Raw genomic sequence first — 20,136 nt, forward strand, 5'->3', positions numbered from 1 at the left:
CTTTGGCCGGGCCCATTCCCGAGGGCTCTTCCCCGGCGATCCGGATCGCGGGGGTGTCCCACCACTACGGCGCGGTCGCTGCACTCGACGGCATCGCGTTCGATTTGCCGCGCGGCGGCGCGGTTGCGCTGGTCGGGCCGGACGGCGTCGGCAAGTCGACTTTGCTCGGCCTCATCGCGGGGGTGCGCAAGGTTCAGGTCGGCGCGATCACCGTGCTCGATCACGATCTGGTCGCGACGCGCGCAGGTTCGCGCGAACGGGCCCGGTTCCTGCAACGCGTCGCCTATATGCCCCAGGGTCTGGGCCGCAATCTCTATCCCACGCTCAGCGTCGCGGAGAACATCGACTTCTTCGGGCGCCTGTTCGGTCTCGATGCCGCCGCGCGGGCCGCGCACATGCAGCGCCTGCTCGATGCGACGGGGCTGGCGCCTTTTCCCGACCGTCCGGCGGGCAAGCTGTCAGGGGGGATGAAGCAGAAGCTCGGGCTGTGCTGTGCTCTTGTCCACGATCCCGACATCCTGATCCTCGACGAGCCGACGACCGGGGTCGACCCCTTGTCCCGGCGTCAGTTCTGGGATCTGGTCGATGCCATTCGCGCCGAACGGTCGGGGCTGACCGTGCTCGTCGCGACGGCCTATATGGACGAGGCGGAACGCTTCGAGCACCTCGTCGCGATGGATGACGGGCGGATCATTGCCGCCGGGGCGACGGCGGACGTGATCGCCTCGACCGGTGCGCATACGCTGGAGGAAGCCTATATCCGCCTGTTGCCGCCCGAACGGCGCCCGGATGCAGAGCGGCTGGAAGTTCCGCCCTATGTCGCGCGCGAGAACGAGGCGCCCGCGATCGAAGCGAAGGAACTGGTCCGCAGCTTCGGGGATTTCGTTGCGGTCGATCATGTCAGCTTCCGCATCGGGCGGGGCGAGATCTTCGGCTTTCTCGGCTCGAACGGCTGCGGCAAGACGACGACGATGAAAATGCTGACCGGGCTGATCGACGTGACCGGGGGCAGTGCCACGCTGTTCGGCAAGACGATCACGCCGGGCGACATGGCGACGCGGATGCGCGTGGGGTACATGTCGCAGGCCTTTTCACTCTATGAAGAGCTGACCGTGCGGCAGAACCTGGTGCTGCACGCGCGGCTCTATCGGGTGCCTGAAGAACGTGTGGCCGAGATTGTCGAACGTTCGCTGACCGAATTCGCTCTGGCCGATGTCGCCGACACTGCCCCGACTGCCTTGCCTCTCGGTATGCGCCAGCGGCTCCAGTTGGCGGCGGCCTGCCTTCACAGCCCCGAAATCCTCATTCTCGATGAGCCGACCTCGGGCGTCGATCCGGCGGCGCGCGACATGTTCTGGCGCCATCTCGTGCGGCTTTCGCGCGAGAACGGCGTGACGATCTTCGTTTCCACCCATTTCATGAACGAAGCGGAACGGTGCGACCGCATTTCGTTGATGCATCGCGGCCGGGTGCTGGCAATGGGGACGCCTGCCGATCTCGTCCGCGAACAGGGCGCGGCGACGCTCGAGGACGCCTTCATCACGGTTCTCGAGGCCGAAGCCGGGCACGAGGCGCAACCTGTCGTCTCGTCGGGCGAAGAGACTCTTACCTCGCAAAGCCCGTTCCGGATCGCGCACAGCGGGCTTTTCGGCTGGCTCGCGTTCACATGGGCCTTTGCCCGCCGCGAAGGGCTCGAACTCTTGCGCGATCCCTTGCGGCTGGGCTTCGCGCTCGCGGGGCCGTTGCTGTTGCTGGCGATCGCGGCCTACAGCATTTCCTTCGACGTCAACGATGTCCGCCTCTTGGTCGTCGATCACGACCGCAGCGCGTCGAGCCGCGAACTGGTGCGTCATTTCGAAGGCTCGCGCTATTTCCGCCTGTTGTCGCCGGACAAGAGCGACGGCGCCGATGACCGCATGGCCGAACGCTCGATGATTGCGGGTCGGGCGCAGATGGTGCTCGACATTCCACCCGGTTTCGGGCGCGATCTTGCTGCGGGCCGTCATCCCGATCTTGGCGTACAGATCGAGGGCAGCAGCCCGTTTCCCGCGTCCAATGCGCGGGCTTATGCCGATGCCATCCTGACCGGCTATCAGGCGGAAGTCCTGGCCGCTCATCCCGAAACGATCGCGGCCGACCCTGCGCTCGCCCCGGTGGCGAGCGGCGCGGGCGTCGGACAGGCGGGGCTGCCGCTCGGGCTGGCGCCGCGCTTTTCCTACAATCAGGAATTTCGCAGCATCTATGCCATGGCACCGGGCGTGCTCATGCTCGCGATGATCCTCATTCCGGCCATGCTGACGGCGCTGGGGGTGGTGCGGGAAAAGGAAATCGGCTCGATCACCAATCTCCACGCCTCGCCTGCCGGAACGGGGGCTTTCCTGATCGGGAAGCAGGCCCCCTATGTCGCGGTGGGGATGGTGTCCTTTGCCACTCTGGTCCTTGTCACCATCGGCGTGCTGGGCGTCCCGCTCAAGGGTTCGGCGCTGGCTCTGGGGATCGGCGGGCTCCTGTTCACGCTGGCCGCGACCGGGCTCGGGCTGATGATTTCGGCGTTCGTGCGCTCGCAAGTGGCGGCGATCTTTGCGACGGCGCTCATTTGCCTCATCCCCTCGGTCAACTTTTCCGGATTGCTCTATCCGGTCTCGACACTCGAAGGGGCTTCGTACTGGGTGGGGATGGGGTTCCCGTCCTCATGGTTCCAGATCATCAGCCTCGGCACCTTTACCAAGGGGCTGGGCGTTGACAGTTTCGCGACGGCCTATGCCGCGCTGGGGGTCTTTGCGCTGACGTTCATTTTCGCCGCACGGTTCAGCCTGGGGAAGCAGGCGGCATGAGACTGTGGCTCGCCAATGTCCGTTTCCTTGCCGCCAAGGAATTGCGCAGCCTGATGAAGGACACCGTGCTGGTGTTCCTGATCCTGTTCGCGTTCACGGTCGCCATCGGTCTCGTGGCCGAAGGGGTGAAGGCCGAAGTGTCGAACGCGACGGTCGGGGTGATCGACAACGACCGTTCCGACTTGTCGCTGCGCCTGCGCGATGCGATCCGTCCGCCCTATTTCAAGCCGCCGATCGACCTTCCGCGCGATCGGGTCGAGCGGGAAATGGATGCCGGACGGACGATCTTCGTCATTGAATTCCCGCCCCGGTTCCAGGCCGACGTTCTGGCCGGGCGCAGTCCCGACGTGCAATTGCTGGTCGATGCGACGGCGATGACGCAGGCAGGGCTCGGTGCGTCCTATATGCAGCAGATCTTCGCCGGGGAAACGCTTGAATTCCTGCACGCGCGCGGGTTGCTCGGCGCGGTGCCGGTGCGGGTGTCGAGCCATATCCGGTTCAATCCCAATGCCACTTCATCGTGGTACACCGCCGTCATGCAGATCGTCACCAACGTGACGGTGCTGGCGATCATTCTGGTCGGGGCGGCAGTGATCCGCGAACGCGAACACGGCACGATCGAACACTTGCTGGTGATGCCGGTGCGGGCGAGCGAGATCGCCTTTGCCAAGATCATCGCCAATGGCCTTGTCATCCATGTCGCCGCGCTCGGTTCGCTCTTGCTGGTGGTGCATGGCTGGCTGGGGGTGCCGCTCGCAGGATCGCTGCTGCTCTTTTCGACGGCGATGGCGGTCTATCTGTTCTCGGTGACGGCGCTCGGCATGTTCATGGCAACGCTCGCGCCCTCGATGCCGCAATTCGGGCTCTTTGCCGTGCCGGTCTATGCCATCGCCTATCTCCTGTCGGGGGCGGCGACCCCGATTGAAAGCATGCCGCCGGTCCTGCAAAGCCTTGCCGGGGTGCTGCCGACCACGCAGTTCGTTACCTTGTCCAAGGCGATCCTCTATCGCGGCGCGGGGATTGACGTGATCTGGCCACAGATGCTGGCCATCGCCGGATGGGGCAGCCTCTTCGTTACGCTGGCGGTGCAACGCTTCCGCGCGATGCTGGCGCGACAGGGATGAGTTTGGAGCGAAAGGGAATATCCATGGCACGTCACTCCCGCCCCGCTTCGGTCCTGATGGTGCTGGCACTCCCGCTGGCAGCTTGTGTCCATGCGCCTGCGACAGAGCCGCACCGCGCCCCGGTGACGCCGCCGGCGGCCTTTGCCGGGATCGACGGGGCTGCGCCGGAACAGGCGGTGCCGTTCGATCACTGGTGGACCTTGTGGGGTGATCCTGCGCTCGATGCGCAAGTCGAACGTACGCTTGCCGCCAATCAGGATATTCGTATCGCCATGGCGCGGGTGCGCGCCGCACGTGCCATGGCGGCGGTGGCCGAATCCGCGCTCTATCCGACCATTGCCGCCAATGGCGCGGTCTGGGGCACGGTCGCGAACGGCACCATCGACGGTTCGCTGGGGCAGCTTCTGGCCGCAAGTCCCGAAGGGGCGAGCGGCACGGCCGGAGGCGGTCATGTCGTGGCTCTGGGCGCGGCATGGGAACCCGACGTGTTCGGCGGGCGCCATGCTGACCGGGATGCGGCGCGCGCGGCGGCTCTGGGGACGCAGGACATGGCCGCAGGCGTGCGGTTGATGGTCGTGGCCGACGTGGTCGAAAACTGGCAACAGGCAGCAGGCCTTGCCCGGCGCCTGATCCTGCTCGACCGCAGCCTGAGTGCGGCCGATACGTTGATCATGTATGCAAGGGCGCGCATGGCCGCCGGGCAGTCCGATGCAGCGACGGTTGCCAAAGTCGAAGCCGCGCGGGCAGGGATTGCCGCCCAGCGCGGGCCGCTGGTCGAACTCATCGCCATTCGTCAGCGCCGTCTTGCCGTTCTGGCCGGAGATCCGCCGGAAAAGCCGGTCGCGGTTCCGGCCGAAAGCGGTTTGACGCTGCCTGCGGTGCCGACCGGGGAATTGCCCTCGACCGTGCTTGCTCGCCGTCCCGACGTTCGGGCAACGGCGGCGGCAGTTGCGGCGCGCGCGGCCCGGCTCAAGAGCCTGAAGCGCGATCTGCTGCCCCGGTTCAATGTCCTGATCGGCGGGGCGGACGGGCATGTCACGCTTGCGGGCATTCCGGGCTATGGGGGACAGGCCGGGCTGATCGGCTTGCAGGCATCAGTCCCGCTGTTCACGGCAGGGCGCCTTCATGCGCGGATCGTCGGGGGCGACGCGGATCTCGACGCGGCGCTGGCGATGCAGGATCGCACCGTGCTGGCCGCGCTCGAGGATGTGGAAGCGGCAACCAGCCTGCGTCACGGTGCCGACCAGAGCCGGGCCCAGCGCGAACGGGCCGGGGTTGAATCCAATCGCCGTCTTGTCGCGACCGACGCCTTGTTCCGCGCCGGTCGCAAGACGTTGGGCGATGTTCTTGAAGCCCGGCTCGACGCGCTGTCCGCCGCCGATGCGGTCGAACAGGCCCAGATCGCGCAGGGCTCCGCGACCGTCCAGCTCTACCGCGCGCTCGGCGGCGGCTGGGACGGCGCGGGAACGGTCAGTCCAGCCCCAGCAAAGCCCTGATGGCTTTGACCGCGCTGGCATTGAGAGCGACGGCTTCGGCCTCGCTCTCACTTTCGGTGTAGCAGCGCAGTTCGGGGGCATTGCCCGATCCGCGCAAATGAATGACGCCGCCTTTGGCAAACGTCGCGCGCAGGCCGTCAGTGCGGTCGATGGCCACCGCTTCACCGGCAAATTCGGCGAACAGCTTGCTTTGCAGGGCGAGCTGCGCGGCTTCGTCCCCGGCGGAAAGCTCGCCGAACAGGCGTGCGCTTGCTTCGGGCGGGAAGGGGGTGACGCGGTCGGAGAAAGTGAACCGCTGCGGCAGGTCGGCAAGCTGGGCCGAAACGCTGGGCGCCGGGGCGGTCAGTACGGCCAGCATCGGCAGCACGGCATCGCGGGTCGGCAGGGCACGGGTGGCGCTGCCTTCGGTCTTGCCGGGGATCGCACTGCCGAGCAGGAAGCCGCCATTGGCTTCGTAGCCGACGACGACGGCCGATCCGGCCGCCAGTTCGCCCTGCATCGCACTGATGACATAAGGCGATCCGATCCGGGTGCGCACGACCGCGCCGAACAGGCCCGACTTTTCGACCGCAGTGTTGCTGCTGACCGGGGTGACGACGCTGGTCGCGCCGACGCGGGCCGAACACAGGATGCCGAGCACGTCGCCGCGCAACCACTTGCCGGTTTCATCCGCGATCAGCGGGCGGTCGGAGTCCCCGTCGGTCGAGACGATCGCGTCGAAGCCGTATTGGGCGGCCCATTCGCGCGCCAGCACGACGTCTTCGGGACGAATTGCTTCGGTATCGACCGGGACGAAGGTTTCCGAGCGGCCGAGCAGCTCGATCTCGGCGCCCAGTTCGGTGAGAATGCGGGCAAGGACATCGCGCCCGACCGCAGAATGCTGATAGACGCCCACACGCTTGCCACTGAGGGCCCCGGCCCCGAAATGGTCGATGTAGCGGCGGACGTAGGCGTCCTCGACATCGGTGACGGCGGGCAGCGTTTCGGGGATCGCCAGCATGCCGTCGGCCCCGAAACGATCCTCGCCGAGATCGACGACCTGGCGGCTCATCCCGGCTTCGTCTTCCTTGAGCACTTCACCGGCCGAGCGATAGAACTTGATCCCGTTGCGGTCGGCGGGAATGTGGCTGCCCGTGACCATCAGCGAGGGAATGCCGCGCGCAAAGGCAAAGAGCGCCAGCGCAGGGGTTGGGACATAGCCGCAGAAAACCGGGATCCCGCCCATGTCGCGCACGGCGCGCGCGCATGCGGCCAAGATGCGCGGGGTCGACGGGCGCAAGTCCCCGGCAAGGGCCACTTCGCCGCCGGGTGCGAATTCGCCCTGTTCGGTCATGTAGCCCAGGAAACCGGCGGTATAGCCATAGCAGACGCGGTCGGTCATTGCCGAAACCAGTCCCCGGGCCCCGCTCGTGCCAAAGGCCACGCCCGATTCCTGCATCAGCTCTTTTACGGTGGTCTTCATCCAGGCCTCGCTTGTTCGTCCGGTCCCTCGGCGTCTTCCTCCCCCCGCCGATTCGCCGCGCATATGGCGGGCCGGGGCAGGGATTGCCAGCCCCGTTGCCTCCACCCCGTTACCTCAGCCTCGTCGCCGAGACGGGAAATGCGGCGGAAACGGTGCAATCCGCAAATACCCTGATGCCGCGCCCACGACGAGTGCGACGAATGCTCCGTCAAACGGGCCTCACAAGGTATTCGTGACAAGGAGTATTGCGGGACTGGTGTGCGGGCAAGCGCTCTTCGCAGTTGCAAAAGGGAAAACCCCGGTCGGAACTGGAGCCGCTTGCGATTTTCCTCGCCACGCGGGGCGATCACTGTTCGCTCCGCGTGGCGGACCGTGCCGCGTGTCATGGCGGAGATAGGGGCAATGGCCTTTGGCAAGACGGCACCGCGTGTCGCGATCATCCATTACTGGCTGGTCGGCATGCGCGGAGGGGAACGTGTGCTCGAGCGTCTCTTGCGGCTTTATCCGGGTGCGGACATCTTTACCCATGTCGTGCGGCCCGAGGCCCTGTCGGACACGATCCGCAGCCACACGATCAAGACCTCGTTCATCAGCCGCCTGCCCGGCGCGCAACGCCGTTACCAGCATTACCTGCCGCTCATGCCGCTGGCGCTCGAACAGCTCGACTTGCGCGGATACGACCTTGTCATCAGCAGCGAGGCGGGCCCGGCCAAGGGGGTGATCGCTCCGCCCGATGCGTTCCACTTGTGCTATTGCCATTCGCCGATGCGCTATCTGTGGGATCATTACCATGATTACCTGCCGCGCTATGGCTGGTTGACGCGTCAGGTCATGCCGGTGCTGTTCCACCGTTTGCGCCAGTGGGACACCGCCTCGGCCAATCGCCCGGATCGCGTGCTTGCCAACAGTGCCTTCATCGCCCGCCGCGTGCGCAAGGCATGGGGGCGCGAGGCCGGGGTGGTCCATCCGCCGATCGACGTCGATCTGTTCGCGCCGTCGGCCACGGTCGGCAAACAATACCTCTGGGTGGGGCAGATGACGCCCTACAAGCGGGCCGATCTGGTCGTCGATGCCTTTGCGCGCCTCGGGCTTCCCTTGCTGATGGTCGGAACCGGTGAAATGGCCGAGGAAGTCGCGCGCCGTGCGACGCCCAATATCACCATCGTCCCCCGGCTCGGCTTCGACGAATTGCGGCAGGCCTATGCCCAGTGTCGCGCGCTGTTGTTTCCGGCCGAAGAGGATTTCGGCATGATCCCGGTCGAGGCCAATGCCTCCGGGCGGCCGGTCATCGCCTATGCCGGGGGCGGCGCGCGCGAGACGATCGTCGATGGAGAGACCGGCCTGTTCTTTCCCGAACAGTCGATCGAGGCGCTGGTCGATGCGGTCGAGCGGTGCGAGCGGTGGCTCGGCGATTTCGTTCCTTCCGATGCGATGGCCAATGCCCGCCGCTTTGCGCCCGAAGTCTTTGACGCGGGCATTCGTGCGGCGGTCGCGCAAGGGATGGGTTTCGAGGGCGAAGTCCACGAAGCACCCCGACCCGCCCGAAAAACCGGGTAGGCTGGATTTCCGCCTCAGAGCGCCAGTAATTCCTCGACCAGACGTTCCGCCGCCGCGCGCCAGGTAAAGCGCGCGGCCTGCTGCTCGCCCGCCGCGATCAGGTGTGCGCGCAAATCGGGATCGTCATGCAGGCGCAGCACGGCCTCGACCCAGCCTGCCGGATCGTGGGGATCGGCATAGAGTGCAGCCTCGCCGCAGACTTCGGGCAGGGCACCGGCGGGGGCGACCACGGCGGGGCATCCCGACCGCATCGCCTCGAGCGGGGGAAGGCCGAAACCCTCGGTGCAGGACGGGAACGCCATGCACAGGGCATCGGCGAACAGTCCGGCGAGCTCGCGGTCGGACACCCGCCCGGCAAAGCGGACATTGTCGGGGATCGCGTGCCCGAGCGCGCGAAAGGCTTCGGCCGTGTCGGCTCCGAACAGGACGAGCGTCATGTCCCGCAGGCGCGGATCGGCAAACGCGCGCAAGAGCATCGGAATGTTCTTGTGCGCCTGTGTATTGGCGAGCGAGACGACGAAGCGGCCGGGCACGAGCCCAAGCGATGTGAGGATAGCCGGGGCCGGCTCTGCCCGGCCGATGTGATCGATGCCGTTGGGGATCACCCGGATGCGATCGGCAGGCGCAATCGCAAAGCGGACCAGCTGCTCCCGCGAATAGTCCGACACGGTCAGGATGCGGCGGTGGCGATGGCCGATCAGCCCCTGCTGAAACCGGTACCAGGCGCGAAAGGCAGGGCTGTAGCTCGCCGGGGTGAGATGGACCTGCGCGTCGTGGAGCATCGTCACCGAATTGGACGTCGCGATCACCCCGACATTGCAGAGGCTGAGGATCAGGCCGCCCCTTGCCCGGATCGGCAAAGTGATCTGTTCCCACGAACGCCCGTGCAGGGGCCCGACGATGCGGTGCGGCACGCCCAGGGCGCGGGCGCGATCGGCGGCCGAATGCGGGGTCCAGAGTTCGAACGCGATCCGCGCGCGCAAGTCGGGACGTTCGGCCAGAAGCGCGTGAACGTGGACCACCAGTTCCTCGGCCACGCGGTGAACCCCGGTCCCGCCGCCGAGCAGGAACCTGCCGTTGATGATGACTTTCAGGGGGGCGACCAAGAATCCCAAACTCCGGCACAGGTCGGCATTGGCCGATTTCGCCTGATCTTTGTCGGCCCCCCTTGCGCAGGCAATCGCAGGTTCGACCATTATCGAGAGGACTGGAAGGGAGGAAAACCGGCCTCGGAGGGCTTCGTGCCGCCTTGTCGCAGGCTCTTCCCATTCGGCGGTTGGCGATTGCGCTCCGGCGGACGGGGCGATGGAGGGCGCGGATCGGTTCAATTCCGCGCCTTTCGACATTGCCGTTGCGGCCTGCCTTGGCTGTCTTGGCGGAAAGGGCGCGCTTTTCGCGCCTTCCGGGCATGTTGAATCCGCCGGGCATGTTGAATTCGCCGGCATGTTGAATTCGAAGGAGACTGACCGATGGGCCTTCCATCCGCCCCCTTGCGCGTCGCGGTCATCATTGCATCGACGGGCCGTCCCGATTGCATCGCGACGATCGTTCGCCACTTGCGGGCCCAGACACTGGCGCCGTCGCGGATCATCCTGTCGGTCGCGGCCGATCGTGACTTGCCCGCGCCCTCTGCGCGCGAAGGATGCGAAGTGGTGATCGCCCCGCGCGGCTTGCCCGCGCAACGCAATGCAGGGTTGGCTGTTCTTGCCGGGGACAGCGATGTCGTTGCCTTTTTCGACGACGATTTCGTGCCGTCGCGCTTTGCTGTCGAAACGCTGTCGAGCCTGTTCGCACAGCATCCCGACATTGCCGGTGCGACTGGCCACGTCCTTGCCGACGGGATCAAGACGCCGGGCATTCCGGCAGGCCGGGCCGAGCGCCTGGTCGAGGAGCATGATTGCCATGGGCCGCCGAGCATGACCTATTTGCGCGACGTTCACGGGCTTTACGGGTGCAACATGGCCTATCGCACGGCCTTGCTCGGCGGCTTGCGCTTTGACGAGCGGCTCAAGCTCTATGGCTGGCAGGAAGATGTCGATTTCGCCTCGCAAGTCAGCCGTCGCGGGCGCACGGTCGAGACAGACGCCTTTGCCGGGGTCCATCTGGGGACAAAGTCGGGCCGAACCTCGGGCGTTCGGCTCGGCTATTCGCAGATCCAGAACCCGCTTTATCTTTTGCGCAAGGGCACCATGCGTCCGGGCAAGGCGTGGAAGCTGATGTCGCGCAATCTGGTCATGAATCACGTCCGCAGCCTGTGGCCCGAGCCGTGGGTCGATCGTTTCGGGCGCGTCAGGGGCAATTGGCTGGGTTTTGCCGATCTCTTGCGCGGGCGGCTGACCCCGGAGAGGATCGAGGAGTTGTAAAGCCGATCTGCAAGCCCATGGGCCATGTGAAAAGGGGGACGGATCGCTCCGCCCCCCTCTCGCTGTTGTCTGCCCCGATGTGAACTCGCTCTCGATCAGAGCAGCTTCCAGGTGATCGGCAGCGTGACGGTGGTGGCGCCGCCGGGCGGAGGAGGCAGCTGTCCCGCGCGTGAGGGCAGCGAGAGCGCTTCCCGGTCGAGCGTCGAGGAGCCCGAGGGGCTGACCAGTTCGGTGCGTTCGACTGCGCCCGCCGCGCTGATGAACACTTTCACTTTGGCGGTGCCTTCCTCGCCGCGCATCTGCGCGCTGCGGGGATAGGTCTGTTTGGAGGCAATCGTGCGGGCGACCGACTTGATCCAGTCGGCAGCCTGAGCCGAGGCGGTCTGCGGAACCAGCGCCAGGGCGGCAAGGCCCAGGGCGATGGGCAGGGTCAGAGGCTTGGGCATTCTGTCATCCTTTCCAGTTGGGGTGGGGGCAAGACATGAAAACGGGCGCCGAAGCGCCCGTTCAGAACTCGGACCAGTCGTCCGAATCGATCACCACTTCGCGCTTGAGCGCGGCGTTGCCGTGGAACGACCGGCTCGGGCTGGCGGTCGGGCCGGGGATGGGTTCTGCCTCGACCAGTTCGATGGCTTCCTCGACTCTGGCGACAGCAAGGGGCGCGGTCGGCGCAGGAGCGTGGGCCGGGGCGCTTCTGGGTGCCCGTCTGGAGCCAGCCCCGTGGTCGTCCTCGACATTGAAGCGGTGGAGCTGTTCGACGAGGCGTGCGGTTTCCTCCGACAGATTGCGCGTCCCGGCCGAGGTTTCTTCGACCATGGCCGCGTTCTGCTGGGTAAAGCGGTCCATCGATCCGACCATTTCGGAAATCTCGGTGATTCCGGAGGCCTGCTTTTCCGCAGCTTCGGCGATTTCGTTGACGAGGTCGGACACCGCGCTCACTTCGCCGACGATCTGGCGGAGGGCGTCACCGCTCGATTCGACCAGGCTGACCCCGCCGCCGACCTGCTCGGTACTGGTGGAAATCAGCGCCTTGATGTCCTTGGCCGCATCCGCGCTGCGCTGGGCAAGCGCACGCACTTCATTGGCGACGACAGCAAAGCCCTTGCCCGAATCCCCGGCGCGGGCGGCTTCGACCCCGGCGTTGAGCGCCAGCAGGTTGGTCTGGAACGCGATGCCGTCGATGACGTTGACGATTTCGGACATTTCCCGCGAGGACGTCTCGATCGAGCGCATGGCTTCGACGGCCTTGTGTGCGATGTCTTCGACCGTGTCTGCGGTGGCACGGGCGACTGCGAGACGGCTGCTGGTCTGACGGGCATTGTCGGCGGTGATCCGCACCGTGCCGGTGAATTCGTTGAGCGTGCGGGCCGTTTCGGCGATCGAGGAGGCCTGTTGCTCGCTGCGCATGGCCAGGTCGTTGGCGGCGGCGGCGATTTCCATGGTACCGGTCTGGATGGTGGTGCATCCGGTCACGATCTTGCCCAGAACCGAGGACAAGGTATCGACGGCCGTGTTGTAGTCGACATGCAGCTTGGCAAGCGCGCCGCGACCGTTTTCGGGGACGCGATATTCAAGATCGCCCGCCGCCAGCGCTGCAAGACCGCCGCCGATCGCATCGATCGTGACCTGTGTTTCCTCTGCATGGGCTTTTTCCTCGGCAGCGCGGCGGCTGTCGGCAGCGACCAGTCCCTTGAACCGGTCGAGTGCCGTCGCAAGCGCGCCGATTTCGTCGCTGCGACCAAGGGCAGGCAGGCTGACCGTCATGTCGCCCGCGACGAGGCGCCCGACAGCGTCGCTCATCCGGGCGAGCGGGCGGGCGATATTGAGCATGAGCAGGGTGAGCAGAGCGAGTGCGGCGGCGAGGCCTGCGGCAATCGCAGCGATCATGACGGTGCGGGCCTGCGCATAGATCTGGGCGCTGCGGTTGGACACCTCGGTTGCGGCCTTGGTGTCCTGATCGATCATGGCAAGAACGTTGTCTTCCATGCCGTAGAACTGATCGAGAGCCTCCCCTTGGAAAGTGGGGCGGGCATTGGGATCGTTGCTGCGGGCAAGCTGGACGAGCTTGGTGTTCTCGGCGGTATAGGCGCTCCAGCCCTGGCGCAGCTGGTCGAGTGCGGCTTTCTGCTCCTTGGTGTCGGCATGCTTGGCATAGTCGTCGAGCAGTCCGTCGATCACCGCCTGGGCATTGCGCACGAGTTTCTCGGTGCGGTCGCTCGGCGCGTCGATCAGGTCGCCCTGCTTGATGCGGTACTGCGACAGATAGGCATGGATCTCGCCGAGCGATTGCGAGGCGGGCAGCCAGCGTGAACGCAGTTCGTCGGAAAGGACATCGACTTGCCCGATCTTGACCACGGCAAAAGTGCCCATGGCGGCCATCACGGCGAGCAGCAGGAAAAACGCCGACATCAACTTGGCGGATATGTGAAACCGGATCATGATTGTTCCCCGCAACGAGACCCGGCCATGCAGTGGGTCCCGCAAGAACGGGCATGGAATGGGCCGGTATGCACGACCTACCTGATGTTGCGTCGCGGAAGAGTAACGCGGGCCTTGTGTAGAACCGCGCAGGCCGAATTTAACCATGATCGCAGCATCTTGTCCGGCGGGTTGACCGATTGGTGCGGGTTGGCGGATCGCGCAGGCTGGGGCAGTCTGGGCGGATGACTGTTCTTCGATTCGCCTCGCGTGCGGTTTTCGCTTCTCTTCCCCTGCTCGGCGCTGTGCTGGCCGTTCCGGCCACGGCGGCACCGGCCGCGCATAATGGTGCACAGCACCATGGCATTGCCCACAGGGATGTCGCGCCCGCGCCGATCCCGCTCGCCGATACCGTTCGGGTCGCACTGGTGACGACCGCCGGGACGATCGAACTCGATCTCGACGGCAAGCATGCGCCGGTCACGACGGCCAATTTCCTGCACTATGTCGATACAAAGCGGTTCGACGGCATCACGTTCTATCGAGCCATGCATCTTGCCTGGGGCGATCAGCCCAATGGTCTTATTCAGGCCGGGGTGCGCGACACCCGCAAGCTGTTCCCGCCGATCGCGCACGAACCGACCAGCCAGACGGGCGTGCTGCACAAGGCCGGAACGATTTCGATGGCGCGTTTCGCCCCCGGCACGGCGACGTCGGATTTCTCGATCCTGATTTCCGACATGCCTGCACTCGATGCCGATCCCAAGGCGACCGATCCCGAGGCCCAGGCCGGGTTTGCCGCGTTCGGCCACGTCGTTTCGGGCATGGACGTAGTGCGCAAGATCTGGGACGCGCCGATTTCACCCACGCTGGGTGAAGGCGTCATGAAAGGACAGATGCTGGCAGACCCTGTCCGCGTCCTGACGGCCCGCCGCGAACCGCTTCCGGGTTAAGGGAAGCGGTTCTTCAGGCGGCGCGGACCACGGTTTCCAGAGCGCGCACGATGGCGCCCTCGACGCGCGCGTGGTCCTCTTCGCTCAGGCAATAGGGCGGCAGGACATAGACCGTGTTGCCCAGGGGGCGGATCAGCATGTCCGCCTCGCGGAAAAAGGCGAGCAGGCGCGGCCCCAGCGACGAGAGATAGCCGCCATCGGGCGCGACCACGTCGAATGCGGCGATCGTGCCGCAACGGCGCGGATTGGCAACCCCGGGCAGATCGGACAGGCGGTCGATCATGGCCTGTTGCCGGGCGCCGAGCGTGGCAATCCGCTCGCGCACCGGCTCGTCGCGCCAGATCGCGATATTGGCGGCCCCCGCCGCACAGGCGATCGGGTTGGCGGTAAAGCTCGAGGAATGGAAAAAGGTCTTCGACCGATCGGTCGACCAGTGCGCGGCATAGACCGGTTCACTGGCCATGGTCACGGCAAGCGGCATCGATCCGCCGGTCAGGCCTTTGGCAAGGCAGAGGATGTCGGGCACCACTTGGGCTTGTTCGCAGGCCAGCAGCGTGCCGGTGCGACCCCATCCGGTCATCACTTCGTCGGCGATGAACAGCACCTCGTGGGCGCGGCAGATCTCGGCCATGGCGCGCAGCACGGCGGGCGAATAGAACAACATGCCGCCCGCGCCCAGGATGAGCGGTTCGACGATGAGCGCGGCCGGACGGCTGTCACGACAGGCCGCTTCCAGAGCTTCGAGCGTGTTGGCGCCGTCTCCGACCGGGAACGGGATCGTGCCGACATCGAACAACAGCGGATCGTAAGGCGCGTTGAACACGCCGCGTTCCCCGACCGACATCGTGCCGATGGTATCGCCGTGATAGCTGTGCTCCATGACGAGCAGGCGGCTGCGCCCCGTGCCGGTATGGGCGTGGAAGCCGAGCGCCATTTTCAGTGCCACTTCGACGGCGGTCGAGCCGCTGTCGGAAAAGAACACGCGCGTCAGGGCAGGCGGCATCAGACCGCGCAGGCCCGCAGCGAGTTCCTCGGCCGGTTGGTGGGTCCATCCGGCAAAGATCACCTGATCGAGCCGCAGGGCCTGTTCGCGGACGGCTTCGATGATGCGGGGGTGATTGTGACCATGCGTCGTCACCCACCAGCTCGAGATCGCATCGATCACGCGGCGCCTGTCACGGGTGTGGAGCGCAGCGCCCTCGGCCCGTTCGACCAGCGGGATCGGTTCGCCCAGGCCGTGCTGGGTAAAGGGGTGCCAGATCGCGCTCATGCCCGGCTCGCGTTCATGTCGAAGTCTTTCAGGTCGAAGCTGTCCGCGAAAGCGGCGGCCAGCGTTGCCGGGGACAGGTCGGGGACGATCGGCAGGCGGCCGAGGCGGCGGATGCGGCCCATGGCGGAAATGGTCGCCTCGTTGTCCTCGTTGGCGTCACCGACGAACGCGATGCCGTGCAGCGGCACGCCGCGTGCGCGCAGGGCCTCGATCGTCAGCAGGCTGTGATTGATCGTGCCCAATCCGGTGCGGGCAACGACGATGACCGGCAGGTTCCACCATGCGAAGATGTCGGCATAAGTCGTGCCGCGCGTGACCGGGACCAGCGCGCCGCCCGCGCCTTCGACCACCAGCGGGCGCTGTGGAGGCAGGGCGAGTCGGGCCGGATCGATCACCACGCCGTCGAGTTCGGCCGCGCGATGGGGCGAAAGCGGCTGGGTCAGGCGATAGGCTTCGGGCAGGATCGCCTCGGGCGCAAGGCCGGTCAGCGTGGCGACGGTGTCCGCGTCGGCGCCGTCTTCGAGGCCCGATTGCACCGGTTTCCAGTAATGGGCGCCAAGCGCTCCGGCGAGCGCGGCGGAAAAGACGGTCTTGCCGATCCCGGTATCGGTTCCGGTAATGACAAAGGTGCTCATGCAGCAGGCTCCACCAGCGTCGCGGCAAGGCAATCGGCGAGAGCGTCGAGATCGTCCATGCGGGCGTTGAGTGTCAGGGAAATGCGAAGACGGGCGGTTCCTTGCGGAACGGTCGGCGGGCGAATGCCGCGCACGTCGAACCCGGCGATCTGCAAGCGCGAGGCGATCTGCATGGCGCGGGTGTCCTCGCCCAGGATGAGCGGCAGGATCTGTGTTCCGGTCACGGTCGCGCCGAGCGGGCCGAGCACGGCGCCGGCATGGGCGACAAGAGCGGCGAGGCGGACGCGGCGTTCCGGTTCGTCGGCGCAGATGCGGATCGCCTCGCGCACGGCGGCGGCCATGAGCGGCGAGGGCGCCGTCGAGAAGATGAACGGGCGCCCCCGGTTGACGAGGAAGTCGCGCACGATCGCCGGGGCGCAGATCAGCGCGCCTTCGACCCCCATCGCCTTGCCGCAGGTGCGCAGGACAATGGTGTCGGGCCGTCCGTCGAGTGGGGCGGCAAGACCCGACGCCGGATCGGCGACCAGCCCGCGTCCGTCCCGGCCATAGACGCCGGTCGCATGGGCTTCGTCGATGATCATGATCGCGTCGTAGCGTTCGGCGACGGCGACAAGGTCTGCGATCGGCGCGCAATCGCCGTCCATCGAATAGAGCGTTTCGAAGGCCAACCAGATGCGGCCGCGATGGCCTGCCTTGCGCCATTGCGCGGCGGCATCGGCAAAGGCCTGCGCATCGTTGTGCCGCACGCCGACCGCTTGCGCGCGGGTCAGGCGCAAGCCTTCGTGCATCGAGGCGTGGATCAGCTCGTCATGGATGACGAGATCCCCGCGTTGGGGCAGCGTCGCCAGCAAGGCGACATTGGCGGCATAGCCCGAGGACAGGAACAGCGCGCTTTCGCTGCCCGCCCAGGCGGCAGCTTCGGCTTCGAGTGTTTCATGCTCGGGGTCGTTGCCGCGCAAGAGCCGCGATCCGCCCGATCCGGCGGGAACCCCGCGCGCGACCGCATCGGCCACTGCCTGAGCGAGGCGCGGCGAGATCGACAGCGCGAGGTAGTCGTTCGAGGCAAAGTCGCAGCCCCGACGCGGGGCGAGCGAGCGCAGGCGCCCGCGTGCCGCCAGTCCGGGGAGGTCGTCGCGGTGGACGTGCCACAGCCCGTCCGCGCGCGTGTCGTTTCCGTTGGTCATTGCCGTCGCTTCCGGCCCGGGGATCGAGCGTGTCAGCCGCACGCTCCGCCGCAGCCGCCGGCCTTCTGCGCGCGCAGGGGCTCTTCGCCTTCCATCGGCTTCAACCCGAGGCGTGCGAACATCGCCGAGTCGGCGTCGTCCCCGGCATTGGCCGCAGTCAGCAGCTTGTCGCCGGTAAAGATCGAGTTGGCCCCGGCAAGGAAGCACAGCGCCTGCGTCGCTTCGCTCATCGATTCGCGGCCTGCCGACAGACGCACCATGCTCATCGGCATGGTGATCCGCGCCACGGCGACGGTGCGGACGAATTCGATGTCGTCGATCTTGGCGAGCGGCGTGTCGGCGAGCATGTCGCCCAGAACGGTGCCCTTGACCGGGACCAGCGCATTGACCGGAACACTTTCGGGGTGGTGGTCCATGGTGGCGAGCGCGTGGACGAACCCGACGCGGTCGGCGCGGGTTTCACCCATGCCGACGATCCCGCCCGAGCAGACGTTGATTCCGGCCGCACGGACACGGTCGAGCGTGTCGATGCGGTCCTCGAAGCTGCGCGTGGTGATCACTTCGCCATAGCGTTCAGGCGAGGTATCGATGTTGTGGTTGTAATAGTCGAGCCCGGCGTCGGCGAGCTGGCTGGCCTGCGCATCGTTGAGCATCCCCAGCGTCATGCAGGTTTCCATGCCCATTTCGCGCACGCCCTTCACCATGGCGACGATCGCGGGCATGTCGCGTTCCTTGGGATTGCGCCAGGCGGCGCCCATGCAGAACCGCTTCGATCCCGAATCGCGGGCTTGCGCAGCGGCCTGGAGCACGGCCTGAACGTCCATCAGCTTGGTCGCTTCGACGCCGCTGTCGGCTTTGACCGACTGCGAGCAATAGCCGCAATCTTCCGGGCAGCCGCCGGTCTTGATCGACAGCAGCGTGCACAGCTGGACTTCCCCGGCGCGGTGGTGCGCGCGGTGGACTTCGGCGGCACGGAACACGAGTTCGGTGAAGGGCAGGTCGAACAGGGCCGCGATTTCCTCGCGCGTCCAGTCGTTGCGCACGGGTTTGCGCGTATCGGTGCCCGCATGGTTGGCGCCCGGGGCCGGTGCGACGGCGGTGTCTGCAAGCATGCGAAGCTCCCTCAACAATAGACATGCCAGACTCTGCGGGGACGCAGCCGCGCAAGCCTGTTTGAGCGTGCCATTAGCATTGCGTGACGATCTGAAAACCCGTTTTCGGGTCTGCCGGGGTCGGCCGATCGTCGCAGGGAGCCGTGCCGATCAGGTCCTGGCGCGTTCGCGGGGGCGCTCGGCAGGGGGGATGGCAGGAGGGCCACGTCGCGGAAAAGGCAGGACTTCGGCGGGCCCGGACCGAGCCCATAGGCTTGCCGGAACCGGCAGGCCTTCGACCGGAAAGAGCGGGATCGCCGGTCGGACGGTGGGGACTGCCGGGATGATTTGTGGGCGCGCATCGTGGTTCGCAGCGGGCCGCGAATCGGTCGTGCGGGCTCCCCCGATGGTCCAGATCAGTCCGGACGCCGAGGTCGCCGGGTCAAGGCGACGATAGAAGTTGCCGTTGATCTGCGTCGCGGCGATCAGTTCGGCGCGAAAACGTTCATAGAGAACCGGATCGGGCCGATGGTCGGTGGCTTCGGTCCAAAAGCGATCGAGCGACCCCTGAAAAGTCATGCCCGGCATGTCGTAGATGGCCGTTCCGACGGTCTTGGTCGGGCGGCCACAGCCGATCGCGGCCAGCCCGGTCGTGCTGTTGATCACCACCATGCCCCGGCAATGGGGCAGGATCGTGGGCATGTGCTGGTCATGGATATAGGCGATCCGGTCCGTACAGCCGGTGTCGCGCGCGGTATCGCCGATAAGGGCGGTATAGTCGCAATAGCCACGATCCATCGGATGATGCTTGAACACCAGCACGGCGTCGGCGGGAGCATGGCGGGCGAAAGACAGGATCGTGCTGACGATGAAGCCGGTGACGCCGCCGACATCGGCATGGAACTGCACTTGCGCGTCGTTATGGACCTGCAGCGGGACAAGGAAGAACCGCCCCGACCATTCCCCGGTCATCCGGGCCGTCATGCCGCGTTCGCGCAAGGCATAGCGTGCCTTGCGCAACGGCGAGCGCAGCCAGGGAAACATTTCGCGAATGGTGAGCGGGCGATGATGGCGGTAATGCGGGAACAACCCGTGGGTAAAACCGCCGATGGTGAAATAGAGGAACCCCCACCAGACCATCGGCCAGAACGAGCGTGGCATGGCGCGCACATCGATTTGGCGGGGCGGCGAGGCGAGGTAATCGGCTGGATCGCGCGGGAGCAGGCTGTTGCCGTTGACCCCGTGGCGTTCGAGCGTGACGAAATCGGGGCGCAGGTACCCTTCCTCGAACACGCCGACCTCGACGCCGAGCCGGGTGGCGACGTCATGGGCGGCGCGGTGGACCGGGCGGCAGTCGCCGAACAGGAACAGCATGTCGATGTCCCATTCCGCGATGCGGGCCGCGAGCCATTCCGGCCAGTCTTCCATGGTGCCGCGATAGAGCGTGCCGTTGGGTTGGAAGAGCCAGTCGCCGCCGTGAAAATTGATTTTCCGGACATCGGCACCCGCCGCGCGCAAGTCTTTCGCGAATCGGGCAAAGAAGGGGCCGACCGGGCCCTGGAGCAGGAGCACCTTGCGCCCTGCGAATGCCTTGATGCCCCCTTCGATCACCAGATGCCCCTTGTTCGGATCGGGGACCGCCCAGTCCCGCGATGCCGCACATCATTTCGCCCGACCGCCGGACCGGGAAATGTGTGCCCAATCTTGCTGATCTATGACAAACACTTAAGGCACCGATTTGAAGCCATG

General features: G+C 66.2%; 15 protein-coding genes. 6 read left to right on the forward strand and 9 right to left on the reverse strand.

The genetic code is table 11. From position 1 onward, the window contains the following. Positions 1–2: 2 nt before the first annotated feature. From rbbA to Y88_RS12455, 3 genes are read left to right on the forward strand one after another with little or no spacing between them, the layout of a single operon-like run. Positions 3–2,834, forward strand: coding sequence for a ribosome-associated ATPase/putative transporter RbbA (gene rbbA, locus Y88_RS12445; RefSeq protein ID WP_008069813.1), 2,832 nt, complete (start codon positions 3–5; stop codon positions 2,832–2,834). Further along, positions 2,831–3,958 carry an ABC transporter permease gene (locus Y88_RS12450; protein ID WP_008069816.1) on the forward strand — a complete coding sequence of 376 codons (1,128 nt, stop codon included), beginning with the start codon at positions 2,831–2,833 and terminating at the stop codon, positions 3,956–3,958. Before rbbA ends, Y88_RS12450 begins: the two co-directional genes overlap by 4 nt. Before the next feature lie 23 nt (positions 3,959–3,981). Then, positions 3,982–5,454: a TolC family protein gene (locus Y88_RS12455; protein ID WP_232281055.1), complete on the forward strand. Its 1,473-nt coding sequence runs from the start codon at positions 3,982–3,984 to the stop codon at positions 5,452–5,454. Here the strand turns inward: Y88_RS12455 and Y88_RS12460 are convergent. Next, a complete protein-coding gene (locus Y88_RS12460) occupies positions 5,429–6,916 on the reverse strand; it encodes a phosphomannomutase (protein WP_008069819.1) in 1,488 nt (495 codons plus the stop codon). The genes Y88_RS12455 and Y88_RS12460 overlap by 26 nt on opposite strands. 402 nt (positions 6,917–7,318) lie before the next feature. Here Y88_RS12460 and Y88_RS12465 point away from each other — a divergent pair, with 402 nt between their 5' ends. Further along, positions 7,319–8,473 (forward strand): glycosyltransferase, encoded by a 1,155-nt coding sequence (locus Y88_RS12465; RefSeq protein ID WP_008069821.1) that lies wholly within the window; start codon positions 7,319–7,321, stop codon positions 8,471–8,473. A 14-nt stretch (positions 8,474–8,487) separates the two neighbouring features. On the opposite strand, the gene Y88_RS12470 is transcribed toward Y88_RS12465, so the two are convergent. Continuing rightward, positions 8,488–9,579, reverse strand: a complete 1,092-nt coding sequence (locus Y88_RS12470; RefSeq protein WP_232281056.1) for a glycosyltransferase family 4 protein — start codon at positions 9,577–9,579, stop codon at positions 8,488–8,490. A 363-nt stretch (positions 9,580–9,942) separates the two neighbouring features. On the opposite strand from Y88_RS12470, the gene Y88_RS12475 reads away from it, so the two are divergent. After that, on the forward strand, positions 9,943–10,836 hold the full coding sequence (locus tag Y88_RS12475; RefSeq protein WP_008069825.1) for a glycosyltransferase family 2 protein: 894 nt from the start codon (positions 9,943–9,945) through the stop codon (positions 10,834–10,836). A 95-nt stretch (positions 10,837–10,931) separates the two neighbouring features. Here Y88_RS12475 and Y88_RS12480 read toward each other — a convergent pair whose 3' ends face one another. Then, complete coding sequence (locus tag Y88_RS12480; RefSeq protein ID WP_008069827.1) at positions 10,932–11,282, reverse strand: energy transducer TonB; 351 nt, start codon at positions 11,280–11,282, stop codon at positions 10,932–10,934. A 61-nt stretch (positions 11,283–11,343) separates the two neighbouring features. Beyond that, positions 11,344–13,275, reverse strand: a complete 1,932-nt coding sequence (locus Y88_RS12485; RefSeq protein WP_018075511.1) for a methyl-accepting chemotaxis protein — start codon at positions 13,273–13,275, stop codon at positions 11,344–11,346. A gap of 224 nt (positions 13,276–13,499) precedes the next feature. Here Y88_RS12485 and Y88_RS12490 point away from each other — a divergent pair, with 224 nt between their 5' ends. Continuing rightward, the gene (locus Y88_RS12490) at positions 13,500–14,207 is read left to right on the forward strand and encodes a peptidylprolyl isomerase (RefSeq protein ID WP_008069832.1); all 708 of its coding nucleotides are present in this window, start codon (positions 13,500–13,502) and stop codon (positions 14,205–14,207) included. Between the two features lie 13 nt (positions 14,208–14,220). Here Y88_RS12490 and Y88_RS12495 read toward each other — a convergent pair whose 3' ends face one another. From Y88_RS12495 to Y88_RS12515, 5 genes are all read right to left on the reverse strand, one after another. Continuing rightward, on the reverse strand, positions 14,221–15,477 hold the full coding sequence (locus Y88_RS12495) for an adenosylmethionine--8-amino-7-oxononanoate transaminase (RefSeq protein ID WP_008069833.1): 1,257 nt from the start codon (positions 15,475–15,477) through the stop codon (positions 14,221–14,223). Continuing rightward, positions 15,474–16,112, reverse strand: coding sequence for a dethiobiotin synthase (bioD, locus tag Y88_RS12500; protein ID WP_008069834.1), 639 nt, complete (start codon positions 16,110–16,112; stop codon positions 15,474–15,476). Before bioD ends, Y88_RS12495 begins: the two co-directional genes overlap by 4 nt. Next, positions 16,109–17,296, reverse strand: a complete 1,188-nt coding sequence (locus Y88_RS12505) for an 8-amino-7-oxononanoate synthase (RefSeq protein ID WP_008069835.1) — start codon at positions 17,294–17,296, stop codon at positions 16,109–16,111. Before Y88_RS12505 ends, bioD begins: the two co-directional genes overlap by 4 nt. Positions 17,297–17,328: 32 nt before the next feature. Next, on the reverse strand, positions 17,329–18,408 hold the full coding sequence (gene bioB, locus Y88_RS12510) for a biotin synthase BioB (RefSeq protein ID WP_008069836.1): 1,080 nt from the start codon (positions 18,406–18,408) through the stop codon (positions 17,329–17,331). Positions 18,409–18,558: 150 nt separating this feature from the next. Further along, the gene (locus Y88_RS12515; RefSeq protein WP_008069838.1) at positions 18,559–19,998 is read right to left on the reverse strand and encodes a capsule biosynthesis protein; all 1,440 of its coding nucleotides are present in this window, start codon (positions 19,996–19,998) and stop codon (positions 18,559–18,561) included. Positions 19,999–20,136 lie beyond the last annotated feature (138 nt).

The sequence above is a fragment of the Novosphingobium nitrogenifigens DSM 19370 genome (assembly GCF_000192575.1).
GTDB lineage: Bacteria > Pseudomonadota > Alphaproteobacteria > Sphingomonadales > Sphingomonadaceae > Novosphingobium > Novosphingobium nitrogenifigens.

Coding starts and splice junctions, on each gene's coding strand:
- Y88_RS12450 (WP_008069816.1), top strand. CDS start 2,831: ATGAGACTGTGGCTCGCCAATGTCCGTTTCCTTGCCGCCAAGGAATTG.
- Y88_RS12455 (WP_232281055.1), top strand. CDS start 3,982: ATGGCACGTCACTCCCGCCCCGCTTCGGTCCTGATGGTGCTGGCACTC.
- Y88_RS12460 (WP_008069819.1), bottom strand. CDS start 6,916: ATGAAGACCACCGTAAAAGAGCTGATGCAGGAATCGGGCGTGGCCTTT.
- Y88_RS12465 (WP_008069821.1), top strand. CDS start 7,319: ATGGCCTTTGGCAAGACGGCACCGCGTGTCGCGATCATCCATTACTGG.
- Y88_RS12475 (WP_008069825.1), top strand. CDS start 9,943: ATGGGCCTTCCATCCGCCCCCTTGCGCGTCGCGGTCATCATTGCATCG.
- Y88_RS12480 (WP_008069827.1), bottom strand. CDS start 11,282: ATGCCCAAGCCTCTGACCCTGCCCATCGCCCTGGGCCTTGCCGCCCTG.
- Y88_RS12485 (WP_018075511.1), bottom strand. CDS start 13,275: ATGATCCGGTTTCACATATCCGCCAAGTTGATGTCGGCGTTTTTCCTG.
- Y88_RS12490 (WP_008069832.1), top strand. CDS start 13,500: ATGACTGTTCTTCGATTCGCCTCGCGTGCGGTTTTCGCTTCTCTTCCC.
- Y88_RS12495 (WP_008069833.1), bottom strand. CDS start 15,477: ATGAGCGCGATCTGGCACCCCTTTACCCAGCACGGCCTGGGCGAACCG.
- bioD (WP_008069834.1), bottom strand. CDS start 16,112: ATGAGCACCTTTGTCATTACCGGAACCGATACCGGGATCGGCAAGACC.
- Y88_RS12505 (WP_008069835.1), bottom strand. CDS start 17,296: ATGACCAACGGAAACGACACGCGCGCGGACGGGCTGTGGCACGTCCAC.
- bioB (WP_008069836.1), bottom strand. CDS start 18,408: ATGCTTGCAGACACCGCCGTCGCACCGGCCCCGGGCGCCAACCATGCG.